At 74.0% G+C, this 18,400-nt stretch carries 14 protein-coding genes; 9 read left to right on the top strand and 5 right to left on the bottom strand.

What is annotated here, in order from left to right; all coding sequences use genetic code 11:
• Window positions 1-7 precede the first annotated feature (7 nt).
• From AMK16_RS06560 to argF, 5 genes are all read left to right on the top strand, one after another.
• Entirely contained in the window at window positions 8-1,486 is a 1,479-nt protein-coding gene (locus tag AMK16_RS06560) for a 3' terminal RNA ribose 2'-O-methyltransferase Hen1 (protein WP_073909651.1), read from the top strand.
• A complete protein-coding gene (locus AMK16_RS06555; RefSeq protein ID WP_079191346.1) occupies window positions 1,483-4,173 on the top strand; it encodes a polynucleotide kinase-phosphatase in 2,691 nt (896 codons plus the stop codon). The genes AMK16_RS06560 and AMK16_RS06555 overlap by 4 nt, the downstream gene beginning before the upstream one ends.
• 152 nt (window positions 4,174-4,325) lie before the next feature.
• Complete coding sequence (locus AMK16_RS06550; protein WP_073909649.1) at window positions 4,326-4,838, top strand: hypothetical protein; 513 nt, start codon at window positions 4,326-4,328, stop codon at window positions 4,836-4,838.
• A gap of 46 nt (window positions 4,839-4,884) precedes the next feature.
• Window positions 4,885-6,114 carry an arginine deiminase gene (locus AMK16_RS06545; protein ID WP_073909647.1) on the top strand — a complete coding sequence of 410 codons (1,230 nt, stop codon included), beginning with the start codon at window positions 4,885-4,887 and terminating at the stop codon, window positions 6,112-6,114.
• 101 nt (window positions 6,115-6,215) lie between these two features.
• The gene (gene argF / locus AMK16_RS06540; RefSeq protein WP_073909622.1) at window positions 6,216-7,235 is read left to right on the top strand and encodes an ornithine carbamoyltransferase; all 1,020 of its coding nucleotides are present in this window, start codon (window positions 6,216-6,218) and stop codon (window positions 7,233-7,235) included.
• A 69-nt stretch (window positions 7,236-7,304) separates the two neighbouring features.
• Here argF and AMK16_RS06535 read toward each other — a convergent pair whose 3' ends face one another.
• Window positions 7,305-7,793 carry an ATP-binding protein gene (locus AMK16_RS06535; protein ID WP_073909620.1) on the bottom strand — a complete coding sequence of 163 codons (489 nt, stop codon included), beginning with the start codon at window positions 7,791-7,793 and terminating at the stop codon, window positions 7,305-7,307.
• 211 nt (window positions 7,794-8,004) lie between these two features.
• On the opposite strand from AMK16_RS06535, the gene AMK16_RS06530 reads away from it, so the two are divergent.
• Window positions 8,005-8,832: an enoyl-CoA hydratase family protein gene (locus AMK16_RS06530; protein WP_073909618.1), complete on the top strand. Its 828-nt coding sequence runs from the start codon at window positions 8,005-8,007 to the stop codon at window positions 8,830-8,832.
• A 4-nt stretch (window positions 8,833-8,836) separates the two neighbouring features.
• Window positions 8,837-11,089, top strand: a complete 2,253-nt coding sequence (locus AMK16_RS06525) for a bifunctional salicylyl-CoA 5-hydroxylase/oxidoreductase (protein WP_073909615.1) — start codon at window positions 8,837-8,839, stop codon at window positions 11,087-11,089.
• Between the two features lie 79 nt (window positions 11,090-11,168).
• Here the strand turns inward: AMK16_RS06525 and AMK16_RS06520 are convergent, their stop codons facing one another.
• The 3 genes from AMK16_RS06520 to AMK16_RS06510 all read right to left on the bottom strand — a co-directional run bounded on the left by AMK16_RS06520 (window position 11,169) and on the right by AMK16_RS06510 (window position 14,704).
• Window positions 11,169-12,008 carry a GNAT family N-acetyltransferase gene (locus AMK16_RS06520; RefSeq protein WP_073909613.1) on the bottom strand — a complete coding sequence of 280 codons (840 nt, stop codon included), beginning with the start codon at window positions 12,006-12,008 and terminating at the stop codon, window positions 11,169-11,171.
• Between the two features lie 205 nt (window positions 12,009-12,213).
• Window positions 12,214-13,014, bottom strand: coding sequence for a PaaX family transcriptional regulator (locus tag AMK16_RS06515; protein ID WP_073909611.1), 801 nt, complete (start codon window positions 13,012-13,014; stop codon window positions 12,214-12,216).
• Window positions 13,015-13,018: 4 nt separating this feature from the next.
• Window positions 13,019-14,704 carry an AMP-binding protein gene (locus AMK16_RS06510; protein ID WP_073909608.1) on the bottom strand — a complete coding sequence of 562 codons (1,686 nt, stop codon included), beginning with the start codon at window positions 14,702-14,704 and terminating at the stop codon, window positions 13,019-13,021.
• Between the two features lie 146 nt (window positions 14,705-14,850).
• On the opposite strand from AMK16_RS06510, the gene AMK16_RS06505 reads away from it, so the two are divergent.
• Together AMK16_RS06505 and AMK16_RS06500 are read left to right on the top strand one after the other, a co-directional pair.
• Window positions 14,851-16,002: an acyl-CoA dehydrogenase family protein gene (locus tag AMK16_RS06505; protein WP_073909606.1), complete on the top strand. Its 1,152-nt coding sequence runs from the start codon at window positions 14,851-14,853 to the stop codon at window positions 16,000-16,002.
• Window positions 15,999-16,397: a RidA family protein gene (locus tag AMK16_RS06500; protein WP_073909604.1), complete on the top strand. Its 399-nt coding sequence runs from the start codon at window positions 15,999-16,001 to the stop codon at window positions 16,395-16,397. The genes AMK16_RS06505 and AMK16_RS06500 overlap by 4 nt, the downstream gene beginning before the upstream one ends.
• 414 nt (window positions 16,398-16,811) lie before the next feature.
• On the opposite strand, the gene AMK16_RS06495 is transcribed toward AMK16_RS06500, so the two are convergent.
• A complete protein-coding gene (locus AMK16_RS06495; RefSeq protein WP_073909602.1) occupies window positions 16,812-18,197 on the bottom strand; it encodes an aminopeptidase P family protein in 1,386 nt (461 codons plus the stop codon).
• Window positions 18,198-18,400: the final 203 nt, after the last annotated feature.

The raw sequence follows: 18,400 nt of genomic DNA, 5'->3' as shown, positions 1-18,400 counted from the left end.
CGGCCGTGTGTTCCTGACGATCTCCACCACCGGATCCCCCGAACGACCCGCGACCGACCTGGGCCACCTGCTGCACAAGCATCCCGGCAGGGCGCAGGCGTTCTCCACCTCCCACGGCACCGCCCACGTGTTCTACCCCGAGGCCACGGCCGGACGGTGCACGGCGGCCCTGCTGCTGGAGGTGGATCCCGTCGCCCTCGTACGGCGCGGCCGGGGCAAGGGTCAGGGCAGGGGCCGGGGCGCAGCTCCCGACGCCGCGCTCGCGCAGTACGTCAACGACCGTCCGTACGCCGCCTCCTCGCTGCTCGCCGTCGCGCTCGGCGCGGTGTTCCGCAGCGCGCTGGCGGGCCGGTGCGCCGCCCGCCCGGAGCTGGCGGAGCAGGCGCGGCCACTGCGCGTCGTGATCCCGGCGCTGCCCGCGCGCGGCGGGACGGAGCTGGTGCACCGGCTGTTCGACCCGCTCGGCTGGGACCTCGTAGCGGCCGAACCGGTGCCGCTCGACGAGCGGTTCCCGCAGTGGGGGGACTCGCGTTACGTGCGGCTCGTCCTGGAGGGCGGGCTGAGGCTGTCCGAGGCCCTGCGCCAGCTGTACGTCCTGCTGCCCGTGCTCGACGACGCCAAGCACTACTGGGTCGCCCCCGACGAGGTCGACAAGCTGCTGCGCGCCGGAGACGGCTGGCTTGCGGCCCACCCCGAGAACGGCCTGATCAGCTCCCGCTACCTCGCCCGCCACGAACGGCTCACCCGCGACGCTCTGGAGCGGCTGGAGCTGGTGCGTCTCGCCGAAACAGACGGCACCGAGGTCGAGGAGCTCGACAACGCCGTCGACGAGGGGCCTGACACCCAGGAGCGGCCGGTCGCGCTCGCCGTGCAGCGGTGCGAGGCGATCCTCGCGGCCCTGCGCACGTCCGGGGCCGCCCGCGTCCTCGACCTCGGGTGCGGACCGGGCCGGCTGGTGCAGGCCCTGCTCAAGGACCCGGCGTACACCGAGATCGTCGGCATGGACGTGTCCGTGCGCGCCCTGCACCTCGCCGCCAAGCGGCTGCGGCTGGACAGGATGGGGGAGCGGCAGAGCGACCGCGTCCGGCTGGTGCAGGGCTCGCTCGCCTACACCGACAAACGGCTGGCCGGCTACGACGCCGCCGTGCTCAGCGAGGTCATCGAGCACATGGACCCGGAGCGGCTGCCCGCGCTGGAGTACGCGGTGTTCGGCTCGGCCCGGCCCCGCACGGTGCTGGTGACCACTCCGAACGCCGAGTACAACGTCCGCTGGGAATCCCTGCCTGCTGATCAGGTCCGCCACGGGGACCACCGCTTCGAGTGGACCCGCGGACAGTTCCGCGCCTGGGCCGGGCGGATCGCCCTGCGGCACGGGTACGGCGTCGAGTTCGTCCCCGTCGGGGACGACGACCCCGAGGTCGGGCCGCCGACCCAGATGGCCGTCTTCACCACCGTCGACACCCCGAAGGAGGGCGCGGCAGCATGACCAGCGATGCCAGCGATGCCAGCGATGCCAGCGATGCCACCGACACCGCGACCACCGACACCACCGCGACCACCGACACCGCGACCACCGACACCCACCACCCCCGCGTGCTTCCCGTCACCGACCTGTCCCTCGTCGTCCTGATCGGGGCCACCGGATCGGGCAAGTCCACCTTCGCCCGCAAGCACTTCAAGCCCACCGAGGTGCTCTCCTCCGACTACTGCCGCGGGCTGGTCAGCGACGACGAGAACGACCAGGGCGCCAGCAAGGACGCCTTCGAGGTCCTGCACCACATCGCGGGCAAGCGCCTCGCCGCCGGCCGCCTCACCGTCGTCGACGCCACCAGCGTCCAGGCCGAAGCCCGCAGGGAACTTATCCGGCTCGCCCGCCGCCACGACGTCCTGCCGATCGCCATCGTCCTGGACATGCCCGAGGCGCTCTGCGCCGAGCGCAACGCCGCCCGCCCCGAACGGGCCGGCCTGCCCCGCGCCGTCATCCAGCGCCACCGCCGCGACCTGCGGCGCTCGCTGCGCGGGCTGGAGCGCGAGGGCTTCCGCAAGGTGCACGTGCTGCGCACCGCCGAGGAGGCCGAGCAGGCCGAGGTCGTCCTGGAGAAGCGCTACAACGACCTCACCCACCTCACCGGCCCCTTCGACATCATCGGCGACGTCCACGGCTGCTCCTCCGAACTGGAGACCCTGCTCGCCACGCTCGGCTACGAGGACGGCGTCCACCCCGGCGGCCGCACCGCCGTCTTCGTCGGCGACCTCGTCGACCGCGGCCCCGACAGCCCCGGCGTCCTGCGCCGCGTCATGGGCATGGTCAAGTCCGGCAACGCCCTGTGCGTGCCCGGCAACCACGAGAACAAGCTCGGCCGCCACCTCAAGGGCTCCGAGGTCCGGCGGACCCACGGCCTCGCCGAGACCATCGAGCAGCTGGCGGGCGAATCCGAGGAGTTCGTGCACGAGGTGCGGGAGTTCATCACCGGCCTGGTCAGCCACTACGTACTCGACGGCGGCAGGCTCGTGGTCTGCCACGCCGGGCTGCCCGAGAAGTACCACGGTCGCACCTCCGGCCGGGTCCGTTCGCACGCCCTGTACGGGGAGACCACCGGGGAGACGGACGAGTTCGGGCTGCCCGTGCGCTACCCGTGGGCGGAGGAATACCGGGGCAGGACCGCCGTCGTCTACGGCCACACCCCGGTCCCGGACGCCACCTGGATCAACAACACTCTCTGCCTCGACACCGGAGCGGTCTTCGGCGGCAAGATGACCGCCCTGCGCTGGCCGGAGCGCGAACTGGTCGACGTACCGGCCGAGAAGGTCTGGTACGAGCCGCTGCGGCCGCTTGCCTCCGAGGCGCCCGGCGGCCACGACGGACGTCCCCTCGACCTGGCCGACGTCCACGGACGCCGGATCGTGGAGACCCGGCACCTGGGCAACATCACCGTGCGCGAGGAGAACGCCGCGGCCGCCCTGGAGGTCATGAGCCGTTTCGCGGTCGACCCCCGGCTGGTCCCCTACCTGCCCCCGACCATGGCCCCCACGGCCACCTCCGGCGAGGAGGGCTATCTGGAGCACCCGGCCGAAGCCTTCGCCCAGTACCGCAGGGACGGCATCGCCCAGGTGGTGTGCGAGGAGAAGCACATGGGCTCCCGCGCCACCGTCCTGGTCTGCCGGGACGCCGGCGCGGCGCGCGAGCGGTTCGGCGTCGGGGGCGCCTCCCACGCCGAAGGCGGCGGGGAAGGGCCGACCGGCTCCGTCTACACCCGCACCGGGCGGCCCTTCTTCAAGGACCCCGAGGTCACCGAGGCGTTCCTCGCCCGGCTCCGTTCGGCGATCACCGACGCCGGCCTCTGGGAGGAGCTGACCGGCTCCGACGGCCCCTGCGCCGAGAGCGACTGGCTGCTGCTCGACGGGGAGCTGCTGCCCTGGTCCCTGAAGTCCGCCGGCCTGCTGCACAACCAGTACGCCGCCGTGGGCGCCGCCGCCGGCGCCGTGTTCCCCGACGCGCTCGCCGCCCTGGAGGCGGCCGCCGCCCGGGGCACCGACACCGGCGCCCTGCTGGAGCGCCAGCGCGGGCGGGCCGCCGACGCGGCGGCGTTCACCGACGCCTACCGCCGCTACTGCTGGACCACCGACGGCCTGGACGGCGTACGGTTCGCCCCCTTCCAGCTGCTGGCGACGGCCGGGCGGTCGCTGGCCGCGGTGCCGCACGACGAGCAGCTGTTCTGGCTTGACCGGCTGGTCGCCGCCGACGGGGCCGCGGGCGCCGGGCTGCTGCGCCGCACCGGCCGGATCCTCGTGGACACCGCGGACGAGGAGTCCGTACGGGCGGCCACCGACTGGTGGCTGGAGCTGACGGAGGCCGGCGGCGAGGGCATGGTCGTCAAGCCGCTCCAGGCCTACGCCCGGGACGGCAAGGGCCGGCTGGTCCAGCCCGGTGTGAAGGTGCGCGGGCGCGAGTACCTGCGCCTCGTCTACGGGCCGCAGTACACGCGCCCCGGCCACCTGGAGCGGCTGCGGGAGCGGCACCTCGGGCACAAGCGCTCGCTCGCCCTGCGCGAGTACGCGCTCGGGCTGGAGGCGCTGGACCGGCTGGCGGCGGGCGAGCCGCTGTGGCGGGTCCACGAGGCCGTGTTCGCGGTGCTCGCCCTGGAGTCGGAGCCGGTCGACCCCCGCCTGTGACGGCGCCCGCCGCGTAAAGCAGGGACCCCCGTACGGCCGCGAATTAGGTCGTATGGGGGAACTTTGGCGGAGAACTCCGGGAAAACCACCGGCGGGATCGTTCATCCAGAGCAGCGGAACGTCCGCGACCCTGGAAGGACGGAACATCACCTATGAAGACGACCGCGCGCGGAAGCATTGCGGCGCTCATGACCTGTATGGCGGCGGCCGGCGCGGCCACCCCGGCGCTGGCCGACTCGGTGCCGGTCGGCGTTCCCCTGGAGGCGGTGGAGACCACGCTGGGCGTGCCGGCCCCGCGCGTGGCCACCGGAGTGCCGGTGCCGGTCGTCGGAGCGCCCGAGGTGCCCCGTCACCACACGGGGGACCTGCTCCCGGCTCCCCTGCTCCCGGCGATCCCGGTCGGCACCGAGCTCGGTGACACCCTCGTCACCTCCCCGGTGCCGAACCTGCTGGGCCGCCCGGAGACGGACGGCGAGGGATCCGTGGACGCGCCCGCCACCACGATGCGCGCCCGCACCCCCGGGGCGGTCGTCGGCGCCCCGCTGACGATGCCCGACGGATCCAACTTCGGTCTGCCGAACCTGACCGTCCCGAAGCTGGGCCTGACCGCCCCCGAGCTCGTCGGCGCCCCGACGGCGCTTCTCGGCCTCGGTGTGCCCCGCTGAGCAGACGCCACGTCAAAAAGCCGCCCGGTCTGCGAACGTGTACGGCATGGGATTCCACGTCGACTCCGAGACCGGGCGGCTTCGCCGCGTCATCCTCCACCGGCCCGACCTGGAGCTGAAGCGGCTCACGCCGAGCAACAAGGACGCGCTCCTCTTCGACGACGTGCTGTGGGTGCGACGGGCCCGCCAGGAGCACGACGGCTTCGCGGACGTCCTGCGCGACCGGGGTGTGGAGGTCCACCTCTTCGGCGACCTGCTGCGTGAGGTCCTCGACATTCCGGAGGCCAGGCACCTCGTACTGGACCGGGTGTTCGACGAGAAGGAGTACGGGCCGCTCGCGACCGACCACCTGCGGTCGGCCTTCGACGGGCTGGGTTCGGCCGCGCTGGCCGAGGCGCTGGTCGGCGGGATGACCAAGCGGGAGTTCCTGGAACGGCACGCCGAGCCGCTCTCGGTGCGTTTCCACGCACTGGAGCTGGACGGCTTCCTGCTGGGGCCGCTGCCCAACCACCTGTTCACCCGCGACACTTCGGCCTGGATCTACGACGGGGTGTCCGTCAACGCGATGCGCTGGCCGGCCCGGCAGCGCGAGACGGTGCACTTCGAGGCGATCTACCGGCACCATCCGCTGTTCACCTCGTCCGGTGCGTTCCACTACTGGTCGCAGGGCCAGGTCGACTACCCCTCGACCATCGAGGGCGGTGACGTCCTGGTCATCGGGAACGGCGCGGTGCTCATCGGCATGAGCGAGCGGACCACCCCGCAGGCGGTGGAGATGCTGGCGCGGGGCCTGTTCGCCGCCGGCTCGGCGACCGCCATCGTGGCGCTGGACATGCCGAAGCGACGGGCCTTCATGCACCTGGACACGGTGATGACGATGGTGGACGGAGATACGTTCACCCAGTACGCGGGCCTGGGCATGCTGCGCTCCTACACGATCGAACCGGGCGACGGACCGGGCGAGCTGAGGGTGAGCGACCACGCGCCGGAGCACATGCACCGGGCCATCGCGGCGGCGCTGGGGCTGGACGCGATCCGGGTGCTGACCGCGACGCAGGACGTGCACTCGGCGGAGCGCGAGCAGTGGGACGACGGCTGCAACGTGCTGGCCGTGGAGCCGGGGGTGGTGGTGGCCTACGAGCGGAACGTGACGACCAACACCCACCTGCGCAAGGAGGGCATCGAGGTGATCGAGATCCCCGGCAGCGAGCTGGGGCGGGGCCGGGGCGGTCCGCGCTGCATGAGCTGTCCGGTCGAGCGGGATGCGGTGGCCTGAGCCCGCCGCGGTCCGCCACCTCGAACACACCTTTGTATATCAATACAGTAGCTCGTATATACTTCCAGCTTCCCCTGTCACCGTGACGCTGGAGCGACGCCATGGCCACCGACCTCGCCGGCCGCAGTTTTCTCAAGGAGCTCGACTTCACCGCCGCCGAGTTCCGCGGCCTGATCGAGCTCGCCGCCGAACTGAAGGCGGCCAAGAAGGCCGGGACGGAGCGGCCGCGGCTCCAGGGCCGCAACATCGCGCTGATCTTCGAGAAGACCTCGACCCGCACCCGGTGCGCCTTCGAGGTCGCCGCCGCCGACCAGGGGGCCCGCACCACCTACCTCGACCCCTCGGGCTCCCAGATGGGGCACAAGGAGTCGGTCAAGGACACCGCCCGGGTGCTGGGCCGGATGTTCGACGGGATCGAGTACCGGGGCAACAGCCAGGAAACCGTCGAGGAGCTCGCCGCGCACGCCGGTGTGCCCGTCTTCAACGGCCTCACCGACGACTGGCACCCGACCCAGATGCTTGCCGACGTCCTCACCATGACCGAGCACAGCGCCGAGCCGCTGGAGCGGATCGCCTTCGCCTACTTCGGCGACGCCCGCTTCAACATGGGCAACTCCTACCTCGTGACCGGCGCGCTGCTGGGCATGGACGTACGGATCGTGGCGCCCCGGGCCTACTGGCCGGCCGAGCCGGTGGTGGCGGCGGCGCGCGACCTCGCCGGGCGCAGCGGCGCCCGGATCACGCTGACCGAGGAGATCGCCGAGGGCGTGGCGCAGGCCGATTTCGTCGTGACCGACATCTGGGTGTCGATGGGCGAGCCCAAGGAGGTCTGGGACGAGCGGATCGCGGCCCTGTCCCCGTACGCGGTGACCATGGACGTGCTGCGGGCCACCGGGAACCCGGACGTGAAGTTCATGCACTGCCTGCCGGCCTTCCACGACCTCGGCACCGCGGTCGCGCGGGAGGTCCACGAGCGGCACGGGCTGGAGTCGCTGGAGGTGACGGACGAGGTGTTCGAATCGGCGCACTCCGTCGTCTTCGACGAGGCCGAGAACCGGCTGCACACGATCAAGGCCGTCCTGGTCGCCACCCTCGGCGCGCCGGACCCCGCCCGCGCCTAGGCGCCGGGCCCCGCCCGCGCCGAGCCGCAAGGTCACCGGCACCGCACCTGGCCGTACCGGCGTACGGCCTCAGCCGACGGCGGGCCGCCCCGCCAGGGTGAACCACACCGCCTTGCCGTGCGGGGTGGGGTGGTGGCCGCAGCCCGAGCTCAGGGTCCGGACCAGCAGCAGTCCGCGGCCGTGCTCCTGCCAGGGGTCGGGGTGGGTGTCGTCGAGGCGGCTCGCCAGGTCTCCCGGCGGCCGCGGGTCGCCGTCGTGGACCTCCACCCGGCAGCCGCTCGCCGGCAGCTCCACGACCAGCTCGACCGGGGCGCCGGGGCGGGTGTGTTCCACGGCGTTGGCGACCAGTTCCGCGGTCAGCAGCTCCGCCGTGTCGCTGTCGGGGGCGGTGTCGGGGGCGGTGTCGAGCTCGGCCAGGGCCGTACGGACGAGGGCGCGGGCCATGGGCACGGCGGCTGCCGAGTGGGGCAGGGCGATCCGCCAGGCGGAAGCGTCGGGCACGGCAGTCGGTCCGTTCCGGGGGTCGTGGCAGGGGTGTACCGGCGGGGATCGCGGCATGGTTCCCCCGGGGGCGTGCAGGGACAAGAGAAATCCCGCTTTCAACGATACGAAGTGGAACCGTCGCCGCGTGGGGCACCCCCCGTCGCCGCCGCGCGGGGCCACGGCCACCGGCCCCACGAGGGCTTCCGGCGCTCGTGGCGGCCATCCCGCCCCGCCGCTTGTCGCGTTTCTGTGACGGCAGTCACGGGGCGGTGATAGCTTGGTCGGTGTGAGCCCCTTCACCGGTTCCACAGCAGCGACCGAACGGTGGCGCCACCTCCGGGTGACCCGGCAGGACGGCGTGGCCACCGTCACCTTCGACCGCCCCGAGAAGCTGAACGCGCTCACCTTCAGCGCCTACGCCGACCTGCGCGACCTGCTCGCCGAACTGTCCCGCGAACGCTCCGTACGCGCCCTCGTCCTCGGCGGCGAGGGGCGCGGCTTCTGCTCCGGCGGGGATGTGGACGAGATCATCGGCGCCACCCTCGCCATGGACACCGCCCAGCTCCTCGACTTCAACCGGATGACGGGCCAGGTGGTCCGCGCCATCCGGGAATGCCCCTTCCCCGTCATCGCCGCCGTCCACGGCGTGGCCGCCGGCGCCGGAGCCGTCCTCGCCCTCGCCGCCGACTTCCGCATCGCCGACCCCACCGCCCGCTTCGCCTTCCTCTTCACCCGCGTCGGCCTCTCCGGCGGGGACATGGGCGCCGCCTACCTGCTGCCCCGCGTCGTCGGCCTCGGCCACGCCACCCGGCTCTTGATGCTCGGAGAGCCCGTACGCGCCCCGGAGGCAGAGCGGATCGGCCTGCTCAGCGAACTCACCGAGGAGGGCAAGGCGCACCAGCGGGCCGCCGAACTGGCCGCGCACCTCGCCGCCGGACCCGCCCTCGCCCACGCCCAGACCAAGGCGCTGCTCACCGCCGAACTGGACATGCCGCTGGCCGCGTCCGTGGAGCTGGACGCCAACACCCAGGCGCTGCTCATGAACGGACAGGACTACGCGGAGTTCCACGCGGCCTTCACCGGGAAGCGCCAGCCCCGGTGGAAGGGCAGGTAGCCGCATGTCAGCGGGCGCCCTCAGGGTCGCCGTCGTCGGCGGCGGACCGGGCGGGCTGTACGCCGCCGCCCTGCTGGCCCGCCAGGGCCACGGCGTCGAGGTCTGGGAACGGGGCGCGCCGGATGAGACCTTCGGCTTCGGCGTGGTCCTCTCCGACGAGACCCTCGGCGGCATCGAGCAGGCGGACACCGTCGTCCACGCCGCCCTGAGCTCGCAGTTCGTGCGCTGGGACGACGTGGACATCGTGCACCGCGGCCGGCTCCTGACCTCCGGAGGCCACGGTTTCGCCGCCCTCGGACGCCGCCGGCTGCTGGAGATCCTGCACGAGCGATGCGCCGGGCTGGGAGTGCGGCTGCGCTTTCGCACCGGGCCGGTGGACGCGGCCGCGCTCGCCGGCTCCCACGACCTGGTGGTCGCGGCGGACGGCGTGCACAGCGCGACCCGGCAGGCCGGCGCCGCGCACTTCGGGCCGACCGTGACGAGCGGCCGGTGCCGCTACATCTGGCTCGCCGCCGACTTCGCCTTCGACGCCTTCCGCTTCGAGATCGCGGAGACCGGGCACGGTGTGATGCAGCTGCACGCCTACCCGTACGCGGCCGACGCCTCCACCGTGATCGTGGAGATGCGGGAGGAGGTGTGGCGCAGGGCCGGCTTCGACCTCTGCGACGAGACCGAGTCCGCGGACCGCTGCGCCAAGATCTTCAGCGAGGCCCTGCGGGGACGGCCGCTCCACGGCAACCGCTCGGCCTGGAACCGGTTTCACACCGTCGTCAACTCCCGCTGGTCGCACGGCAACGTGGTCCTGCTCGGGGACGCGGCGCACACCGCGCACTTCTCCATCGGGTCCGGCACCAAACTCGCGGTGGAGGACGCCCTCGCGCTGGCCGGGGCCCTGGCCGGGCAGGACGGCGTGCCCCGCGCCCTCGCCGCCTACGAGGCGGCCCGCCGGCCCGCCGTGGCCAGCACCCAGCGGGCCGCCGCCGCCAGCATGCGCTGGTTCGAGGAGGTCGCCGGATACGCCGGCCAGCCCGCCCGGCAGTTCGCCTTCAACCTGCTCACGCGCAGCCGCCGGGTCACCCACGAGAACCTGAGGCTGCGCGACGAACGGTTCGCGCGGGCGGTGGAACGGGACTTCGGCTGCCCGGACGAGGACACCCCGCCCATGTTCACCCCCTTCACCCTGCGCGGCCTGACCCTGCGCAACCGGGTCGTGGTGTCCCCGATGGACGTGTACTCGGCCCGGGAGGGCGTGCCGGGGGACTTCCACCTCGTGCACCTGGGCGCCCGGGCCCTCGGCGGGGCCGGCCTGGTGATGACGGAGATGGTCTGCGTCAGCGCCGAGGGCCGCATCACCCCCGGCTGCACCGGCCTGTACACCCGCGAGCAGGCGGCTGCCTGGCAACGGATCACCGACTTCGTGCACACCTCCGCTCCCGGCACCGCGCTCGGAGTCCAGCTCGGCCACTCGGGACGCAAGGGGTCCACACGCGTGATGTGGGAGGGGATGGACGAACCGCTCCCGGACGGCAACTGGCCGCTGACGGCCGCCTCGGAACTGCCCTACCTGCCGGGCGTCTCGGCCGTCCCCCGCGCCCTCACGGAGGCGGACATGGCCAAGGTGCGCTCCGACTTCGCGGCCGCGGCGGTCCGCGCCGCCGACTGCGGCTTCGACCTGCTGGAACTGCACTGCGCCCATGGCTACCTGCTCTCCGGTTTCCTCTCGCCGCTGACCAACCGCCGCAGCGACGCCTACGGCGGCTCCCTGGAGAACCGCCTGCGCTTCCCGCTGGAGGTCTTCGACGCGGTCCGCGCCGTCTGGCCCGGGGACCGGCCCATGACGGTCCGCCTCTCGGCCACCGACTGGGCCCCGGGCGGTACGTCCCCGCAGGAGGCGGTCCGGATCGCGGCGGCCTTCGCCGCGCGCGGCGCCGACGCCATCGACGTCTCGACGGGCCAGGTCGTCGCGGACGAGACCCCGGAGTACGGGCGTTCGTACCAAACGCCCTACGCCGACCGCATCCGCAACGCCCTGGGGATCCCGGTGATCGCCGTCGGCGCCATCTCCTCCTGGGACGACGTGAACTCCCTGCTCCTGGCCGGGCGCGCGGACCTGTGCGCCGTGGGCCGCCCGCACCTGTTCGACCCGCACTGGACCCTGCACGCGGCCGCCGACCAGGCGTACGAGGGGCCGGCCGCCCCCTGGCCGCTCCCCTACCGGGCGGGCAGCCGCAGACCGCCGACGGGCCGCGGCGCGTAGGGCCGGCGGGACCCGGTCCCGGTACGCCGGGCGGGGCGGGGGTCCGGGGCCGGGCCGGATGCCCGCAGGGGCCGGGCGTTCAGGCCCGGACGACTTCGGTGCGGTCCTCGACCGGGGTGTAGCCCAGGCGCAGGTAGATGCCGTTGCTGGTCGGGTTGGCCAGGTCGGTGAAGAGGAGGACCTCCGAGGCGCCCGCCGCGTACGCCGCCGTACTGGCCGCATGGGTGACCCCCGCCGCGTACCCGCGGCCCCGGACGGCGGGCGGGGTGTACACGGGCCCGATGCGGGAGGCCGAACCGATCGGACGGGAGAAGGACGCCAGCGAAACGGGGGTCCCGGCGTGCTCCCAGAGCAGGACGCCGCCGTAGGAGATCCGGTCCCGCAGGGCGTCTTCGGAGGGGCTGCCGGGTTGGCCGGTCTCCGCGTTGAACGCCTCGATCCACTCCAGCAGCAGGGGAAGGTCCGCGGCCGCGGCGAGCCGCGGCCGCCCCTCCGGGGCGGGATCGGGTGCGCGCAGTGCGGCCAGGCGGTAGAGCCGGTTCTCCTCGGCGACCCGGGAGGGGCGCTCCCAGGCGCCGGCGAGCGTCTGGGCGTCCGGCCGGCGGGCGTTGAACCCGCTGATCCCGGCGAGCAGCGGTTCGGTGGCGAGGCAGACCGCCAGCGCGCGGACGGCTTCCGGTGGCAGGGAGCCGACCAGCACCGGGTACGGCGGAGTGCACAGCAGGCCACCGGCGACGGTCCCGTTGGTCCCGGTCCACCAGCCGAAGAGGGGATCGGCGGCGCCGTAGGCATGGGGCCCGCGCCGCTCCAGCGTGTCGGCGGTGGTCAGCAGGATGGTGTTCGATACGGGCTGCGCGGCCACGGCGGGCAGCGCCGCACCGAGGAAGGCGGCCAGGTCTGAGGTGAAGGTCCAGGTCATGGCCCATCCTGCCGCGCGGACGGGAGACCGCGCATGCGAGTTTCCACCGCCACAGTCACAGCCACCGCCATCACGGCCATCACGGCCATCACGGTCACCGGCCGGGCCACCAGCCACCGCCACCGCAACCGACCCGGCCTCCGCCTCGGTGTGGCCTCGCCCCCCGCTGCCGCGTCCGCGGCCCCGCCCGGCCGGCGGTCCTGCCTCAGGGCCCGGCGAACTCCGCGCCCGTCTCCCGGAGCCGCGCGTGGAGTTCCGCGAAGACCGCTTCCGCGCGGTCGCCCGGCCAGTCCGCCGGGAGCAGCTCGCGCGGCAGGCCCGGGTCGGCGTACGGCAGGCGGCGCCAGCTGTCCAGCGCGAGGAGGTAGCCGCGGTAGGCGTCCTCCGGGGTCGGATCCGGGCCCGACTGCAGGGCGCGCAGGGCGGGTTCGTGCCGGTCGAGGAATTCCTCGTGCTGCTTGGCCAGGGCCGTCAGGTCCCACCAGCGGGCCACCGCCTCGGCCGTCGGGGCGAAGCCGAGGTGGCCGCCGCGGAACAGCTCCACGTACGAGGTCAGGCGCAGGCGCTCCAGGGTGTGCCCGGTCTCCTCGTACAGCGCGGCCGGCGCGATCCACACGCCCGGAGCCACCGAGCCGAATCCCAGTCCGGCCAGCCGGGAGCGCAGCAGGTGCCGCTTGTGCCGCTCCTGCTCGGGGACGGAGAACACCGCCACCAGCCATTCGCCCGAGGGCTGCCGCCCCCCGTAGACCCGGCGGTCCCCATCCTCCAGGAGCTGCCGCGCCTCGCCGGAGAGCTCGTAGGCCGCCGAGCCGTCCGCCGCGCGCGCGGGCAGCAGGAAGCCGCGCCGCTTCAGCCGGGACACCGACGAGCGGACCGAAGGGGCGTCCACGCCGGCCGCGCCCAGCAGGCGGACCAGCGCCGACACGGGGACCGGGCCCTCGAAGGCCCGCCCGTAGGCGCCGTAGAACGTGACGATCAGGGATCGCGGGGTGTGCTGCTCGGCCACGGGTTCACTCTAGGACCTGTCGCGCCGGACGGTCCGGGCGAGGGGTCTGCGGTCCGGCCGGCCAGACCGGGACTTCCTCGCGCAGCCGGAAGCGCTGGAGCTTGCCCGTGATGGTGCGGGGGAGGGCGGGGAGGAAGACGAAGGAGCGGGGGCACTTGTGGGGGGCCAGCTCACTCCGCATGAAGGTGCGCAGGTCCTCCTCCGTGAGCACCACGCCCTCGCGCGTGACGGCGTACGCCACCACGACCTGCCCGCGCCGCTCGTCCGGGCGGCCCACCACCGCCGCCTCCACCACGTCCGGATGGCGCAGCAGGGCCTCCTCGACCTCAGGGCCCGCGATGTTGTACCCCGCCGAGATGATCATGTCGTCGGCGCGGGCGACGTAGCGGAAGTAGCCTTCCGGATCGCGCACGTAGGTGTCGCCGGTCAGGTTCCAGCCGTCCTGTACGTAGTCCCCCTGCCGGGGGTCGGCCAGGTAGCGGCAGCCCACCGGGCCGCGCACGGCCAGCAGCCCCGGCTCGTTGTCGGCGACCGGTCGCCCGGAGCGGTCCACCACCCGCGCCTGCCAGCCGGGCACCACCCGCCCGGTGGTGCCCGGCCGGATGTCCTCGTCGGCGGCGGAGATGAAGATGTGCAGCAGTTCGGTGGCCCCGATGCCGTTGATGATCCGCAGGCCGGTGCGCTCGTACCAGGCCTGCCAGGTCGCGGCGGGCAGGTTCTCCCCGGCCGAGACGCAGCGGCGCAGCGCGGAGAGGTCGTGGGTGCCCGTGTCGCGGGGGCCCAGCGCGTCCAGCATCGCCCGGTAGGCGGTGGGCGCCGTGAACAGCACCGTCACCCGGTGCTCGGCCAGCGCGGGCAGCAGGTGGCGCGGTCCCGCCTCCTCCAGCAGCAGGGCGCAGGCGCCGGCCCGCAGCGGGAAGAGGACCAGGCCGCCGAGGCCGAAGGTGAAGCCGAGCGGCGGGCTGCCCGCGAAGACGTCGTCGCGGCGGGGGCGCAGCACACCCCGGGAGAAGGTGTCGGCGACGGAGAGCAGATCGCGGTGGAAGTGCATGCAGCCCTTGGGCCGGCCCGTGGTGCCGGAGGTGAAGGCGATCAGGGCGACGTCGTCGCAGGAGGTCGGCGCGGCGGGGAACGCCCGGCCCGCGTGCCGTTCGGCGAGGTGCAGCAGGTCGTCCGGCCCCCCGCCCCCGTACGGGGTGACGCGCAGACCCGGCACCCGGGCTCTGACCAGGTCCTCCAGGACGTCCGCGTGGCACAACGCGTGTCCCACCCGGGCCATCGCGCAGACCGTGGCCAGCTCCCGGGCGCGCTGCTGCGGCAGCACGGTGACCGCCACCGCACCGGCCTTGACCACGGCGAGCCAGCAGGCGGCGAGCCAGGGGCCGGTCGGTCCGCGCAGCAGCACCCGGTTGCCGGGAACCACCCCGAGGTCGTCGGTGAGGACGTGGGCGAGGCGGTCCACGCGCTCGCGCAGCGCGCCGTACGTCCACACCTCGCCCGCACCGCTGCGGAAGGCCGGGCGGTCGGGCCCGAACCGGGCGATGGTGGTGTCGAGCAGCTCCGCCGCACTGTTGAGGCGGTCCGGGTAGGCCAGTTCGGGCAGTTCGAAGACGAGGTCCGGCCAGCTGTCCGCGGGCGGGAGGTGGTCGCGGGCAAAGGTGTCGGCGTGAGCGGAAGGCTTGAGGTCCAAGGCGGGTACGCCCCCTTGCGACGGTCCGGGGGTGGGGTGGAGCCGGCCGTACGGCCCCCTCCCGGTCACCGCCGCGAGGGTGCACGTGGAGCGTATCGTGATGGTGACGGCAGTCAACAGCACGCGATAGAAGCGGGGATGTTCGGATGACCGGATTCGCGCTCGGGGTGGACCAGGAGGAAGGGTGCGCGCGGTTGCGCGCACTGTCGGCGGACCGGCTGGAGCCGCTGGCGCGGAAGGGGGAACCGGGGCGGGTCAACCGGCCGCTGCTCGCGGCGCTGGGCGAGCTGGGCCTGCTGGAGCGGGTGTTCACCTCCGGCGCGCTGGAGCTGTGCCTGCTGCGCGAGTCCCTCGCCTACGGCTGCACGGAGGCCGAGACGGCCCTCGCCCTCCAGGGCCTGGGCGCGTATCCGGTCCTGCGGGCGGGGAGCGGGGAGCAGCGCGAGCGCTGGCTTGCGGGGGTGCGCGCCGGGCGGGTGGTGGCCGCCTTCGCGCTGAGCGAGCCGGGCGCCGGTTCGGACGCGGCGGCGCTGGCACTGGCGGCCGTGCCCGCGCCCGGGGGCGGATGGCGGCTGAGCGGGGAGAAGTGCTGGATCTCCAACGCCCCAGAAGCGGATTTCTACACCGTCTTCGCCCGGACGGGTGAGGGAGCGGGGGCCAAGGGGGTCTCGGCCTTCCTGGTCCCGGCCGACCGTCCCGGGCTCAGCGGTGAGCCCCTCGACATGCTCTCCCCGCACCCCATCGGCTCCCTGGCCTTCGACGGCGTCCGCGTCGGCACGGAGGACCTGCTCGGGGAGGCCGGCCGGGGCTTCAGGGTCGCGATGGACACGCTGAACCTCTTCCGGCCGAGCGTCGGCGCGTTCGCCGTGGGGATGGCCCGCGCCGCGCTCGACGCGACGCTCGCGTACACGGCGCAGCGGGCCGCCTTCGGCGGGAAACTGAGCGATCTGCAGGCGGTGGCCCACCGGGTCGCCGAGATGGCGACCCGGACGGAGGCGGCGCGGCTGCTGGTGTACGCGGCGGCCGGAGCCTACGACCGGGGCGCGCCGGACGTCCCGCGCCGCGCGGCGATGGCGAAGCTGCTGGCGACGGAGACCGCCCAGTACGTGGTGGACCACGCGGTGCAGTTGCACGGGGCGGTCGCGCTGCGGCGGGGGCACCTGCTGGAGCACCTCTACCGCGAGGTGCGGGCGCCGAGGATCTACGAGGGGGCCAGCGAGGTGCAGCGCACCATCATCGCGAGGGAGCTGTACGGGGACCTGCCGGGTGCTCCGGCCGGGAAGACGGCGGCGCGGTGAGCCCCGAGCGGATCAATCCGGCGGAGCTGTCGCCGCCGACGGGCTTCTCGCACGCCGTGGTGGCGACGGGCTCCCGCCTGGTGTTCCTGGCGGGGCAGACCGCGCTGGACGGCGCGGGCGAGGTGGTGGGCGACGGCCTCCCGGAGCAGTTCGAACGGGCGCTGACGAACCTGCTGAGCGCACTGGCCGCGTCCGGCGGAGCCCCGGCGGACCTGGCGCGGGTGACGGTCTACGCCGTCGACGTGGCCGCGTACCGGGCGTGCGCCGGCGAACTCGGCCGGATCTGGCGGCGGCTGGCGGGCCGCGACTACCCGGCGATGGCCGTCATCGGGGTGACCCGCCTCTGGGACGACCGGGCCCTGGTGGAACTGGACGGCGTGGCCGTCCTGCCGTAGCACGGACCGGGCCCGCCGCCGCCGGCCGGGCGGGGGATCGGCGGACGGATCGGCGGGCAGGCCGGGCCGGATCCGGCCGGCCGGGCAGGGTCCGGGTCGGCGTCCGGGTCGGTGCGTCCGGGCCGCCGTCCAGCGGGGTGGCACGTCCGGACCTTGCCGGACTCGCGTCCGGGGCCGGCGGGTCGGGGCCGGGTCGGGTCCGGGTCGGGGCCGGTCGGGTCGGAGTCGGCCGGGGGTGGTCGGTGCGGGTCCGGGCCGCCGTCCAGCGGGGTGGCATGTCCGGACCTTGCCGGACTCGCGTCCGGGCCGGCGGGTCAGGGTCGGCCGGGGGGTCGTCAGTGTGGGGCCGCACGTTCGGACCCTGCCGGACTCGCGTCCGGGCCCGCGGGTCGGGTCGGGGTCGGCCGGGGGTCGTCAGTGTGGGGCCGGGCCGCCGTCCAGCAGGGCGGCCATCCACTCCTCCACGCCCGCCACCGTGCGCGGCAGCGCGCCCGACATCAGCCGCGCGCCCGTGGCCGTGATGACCAGGTCGTCCTCGATGCGCACCCCGATGCCCCGCAGCTCCGCCGGGAGCGTCTCGTCGTCCGGCTGGAGGTACAGGCCCGGTTCCACCGTCAGGACCTGGCCCTCCTCCAGGATCCCGTCCAGGTAGCTCTCCGCCCGGGCCTTCGCGCAGTCGTGCACGTCCAAGCCCAGCATGTGCCCGCTGCTGCACAGCGTGTACCGCCGGTGCAGGTCGCCCCGCGCGTCCTTCAGCACGCCCCACTGCGCGAGCCCCTCCGCGATCACCCGCATGGCCGCCCGGTGGAAGTCCCGGAAGCTCGCTCCCGGTCGCAGCGCCGCCATGCCCGCCTCCTGGGCGGCCAGGACCAGTTCGTAGACCTGCCGCTGGACGGGGGAGAAGCGCCCCGACAGCGGGAGCGTGCGGGTGACGTCCGCCGTGTAGAGCGTGTCGGTCTCCACGCCCGCGTCCAGGAGGAGCAGTTCGTCCGCCTCCAGCCGGCCGTCGTTGCGGGTCCAGTGCAGCGCACAGGCGTGCGCGCCGGCCGCCGCGATCGTCTCGTACCCGGTGCCGTTGCCCTCGGCCCGCGCGCGCAGGGCGAAGACCCCCTCGATCCACCGCTCCCCGCGCGGGTGCGCCAGGGCGCGCGGCAGCGCCCGTACGACGTCCTCGAAACCGGCCACCGTGTGGTCCACCGCCAGCTGGAGCTGCTCGACCTCCCAGACATCCTTGACCAGCCGCAACTCCGACAGGACCGTCGCCAGTTCACCGTCGCTGCCGGCATCGCGGCCCGTCGGTGACCCCAGCTGTTCCAGGGGTGCGCAGCGGATGCCGGTGAGACGCTCCGTCTCGGCGACGTCCGGCCTGCGGCCCACCCAGAACTCCCCGTGGCGGCGGTCCCGGTAGAACGCCTCGTCGCCCTCGCGGCGCGGCGAGCGCGGCCTCAGGTACAGCACCGCCTCGTGCGCGTGGGGGCCGGACGGCTCCATGACCAGGACGTGGCCGACCTGGTCCTCACCCGTCAGACCGGTCAGCCACGCGTACGCGCTGTGCGGGCGGAAGCGGTGGTCGCAGTCGTTGCTGCGGACCTTCAGTTCGCCGGCCGGGACGATCAGCCGCTCGCCGGGGAAGCGCGCCGACAGCCGGGCGCGGCGGGCCGGGGTGACGGCGCGGGCGGGAACGCGTGCGGAGTCGGGCAGCGGGGACGGTGCCCAGCTCCCCGCCATGAACCGGGACAACTCCGGGGACACCGGCAGGTCGTGACTGCCGATGTGGAGGGGGGAGGGTGCGTCGGTCACGGGGGCTCCTTCAGGAAGATGCGAACTGAGGGGCGCACAGGGCTTGTCAGTGCAATTTCACATTACTATGTTACAGCTCACACCGCGCCACGTTAATCCCCGTCAAACGCCGTGTTGCGCACGGCAATTGGCCTCCCCGTGTCCCGCCGCCCGGGCGTCCGGGCCTCCGCAGGCCACCAACGGCACCCATCGCACCTCACGCA

Origin of the sequence: Streptomyces sp. CB00455 (assembly GCF_001905445.1) — a bacterium.
Lineage (GTDB): Bacteria > Actinomycetota > Actinomycetes > Streptomycetales > Streptomycetaceae > Streptomyces.
The sequence above is the reverse complement of the archived record's forward strand: the minus strand, read 5'-3'. Positions and strand labels throughout refer to the sequence as shown.

Excerpts from the sequence above, each read along its gene's own strand:
- AMK16_RS06555 (WP_079191346.1), top strand. The coding sequence starts at position 1,483 with ATGACCAGCGATGCCAGCGATGCCAGCGATGCCAGCGATGCCACCGAC.
- AMK16_RS06550 (WP_073909649.1), top strand. The coding sequence starts at position 4,326 with ATGAAGACGACCGCGCGCGGAAGCATTGCGGCGCTCATGACCTGTATG.
- AMK16_RS06545 (WP_073909647.1), top strand. The coding sequence starts at position 4,885 with ATGGGATTCCACGTCGACTCCGAGACCGGGCGGCTTCGCCGCGTCATC.
- argF (WP_073909622.1), top strand. The coding sequence starts at position 6,216 with ATGGCCACCGACCTCGCCGGCCGCAGTTTTCTCAAGGAGCTCGACTTC.
- AMK16_RS06535 (WP_073909620.1), bottom strand. The coding sequence starts at position 7,793 with ATGCCGCGATCCCCGCCGGTACACCCCTGCCACGACCCCCGGAACGGA.
- AMK16_RS06525 (WP_073909615.1), top strand. The coding sequence starts at position 8,837 with ATGTCAGCGGGCGCCCTCAGGGTCGCCGTCGTCGGCGGCGGACCGGGC.
- AMK16_RS06520 (WP_073909613.1), bottom strand. The coding sequence starts at position 12,008 with ATGACCTGGACCTTCACCTCAGACCTGGCCGCCTTCCTCGGTGCGGCG.
- AMK16_RS06505 (WP_073909606.1), top strand. The coding sequence starts at position 14,851 with ATGACCGGATTCGCGCTCGGGGTGGACCAGGAGGAAGGGTGCGCGCGG.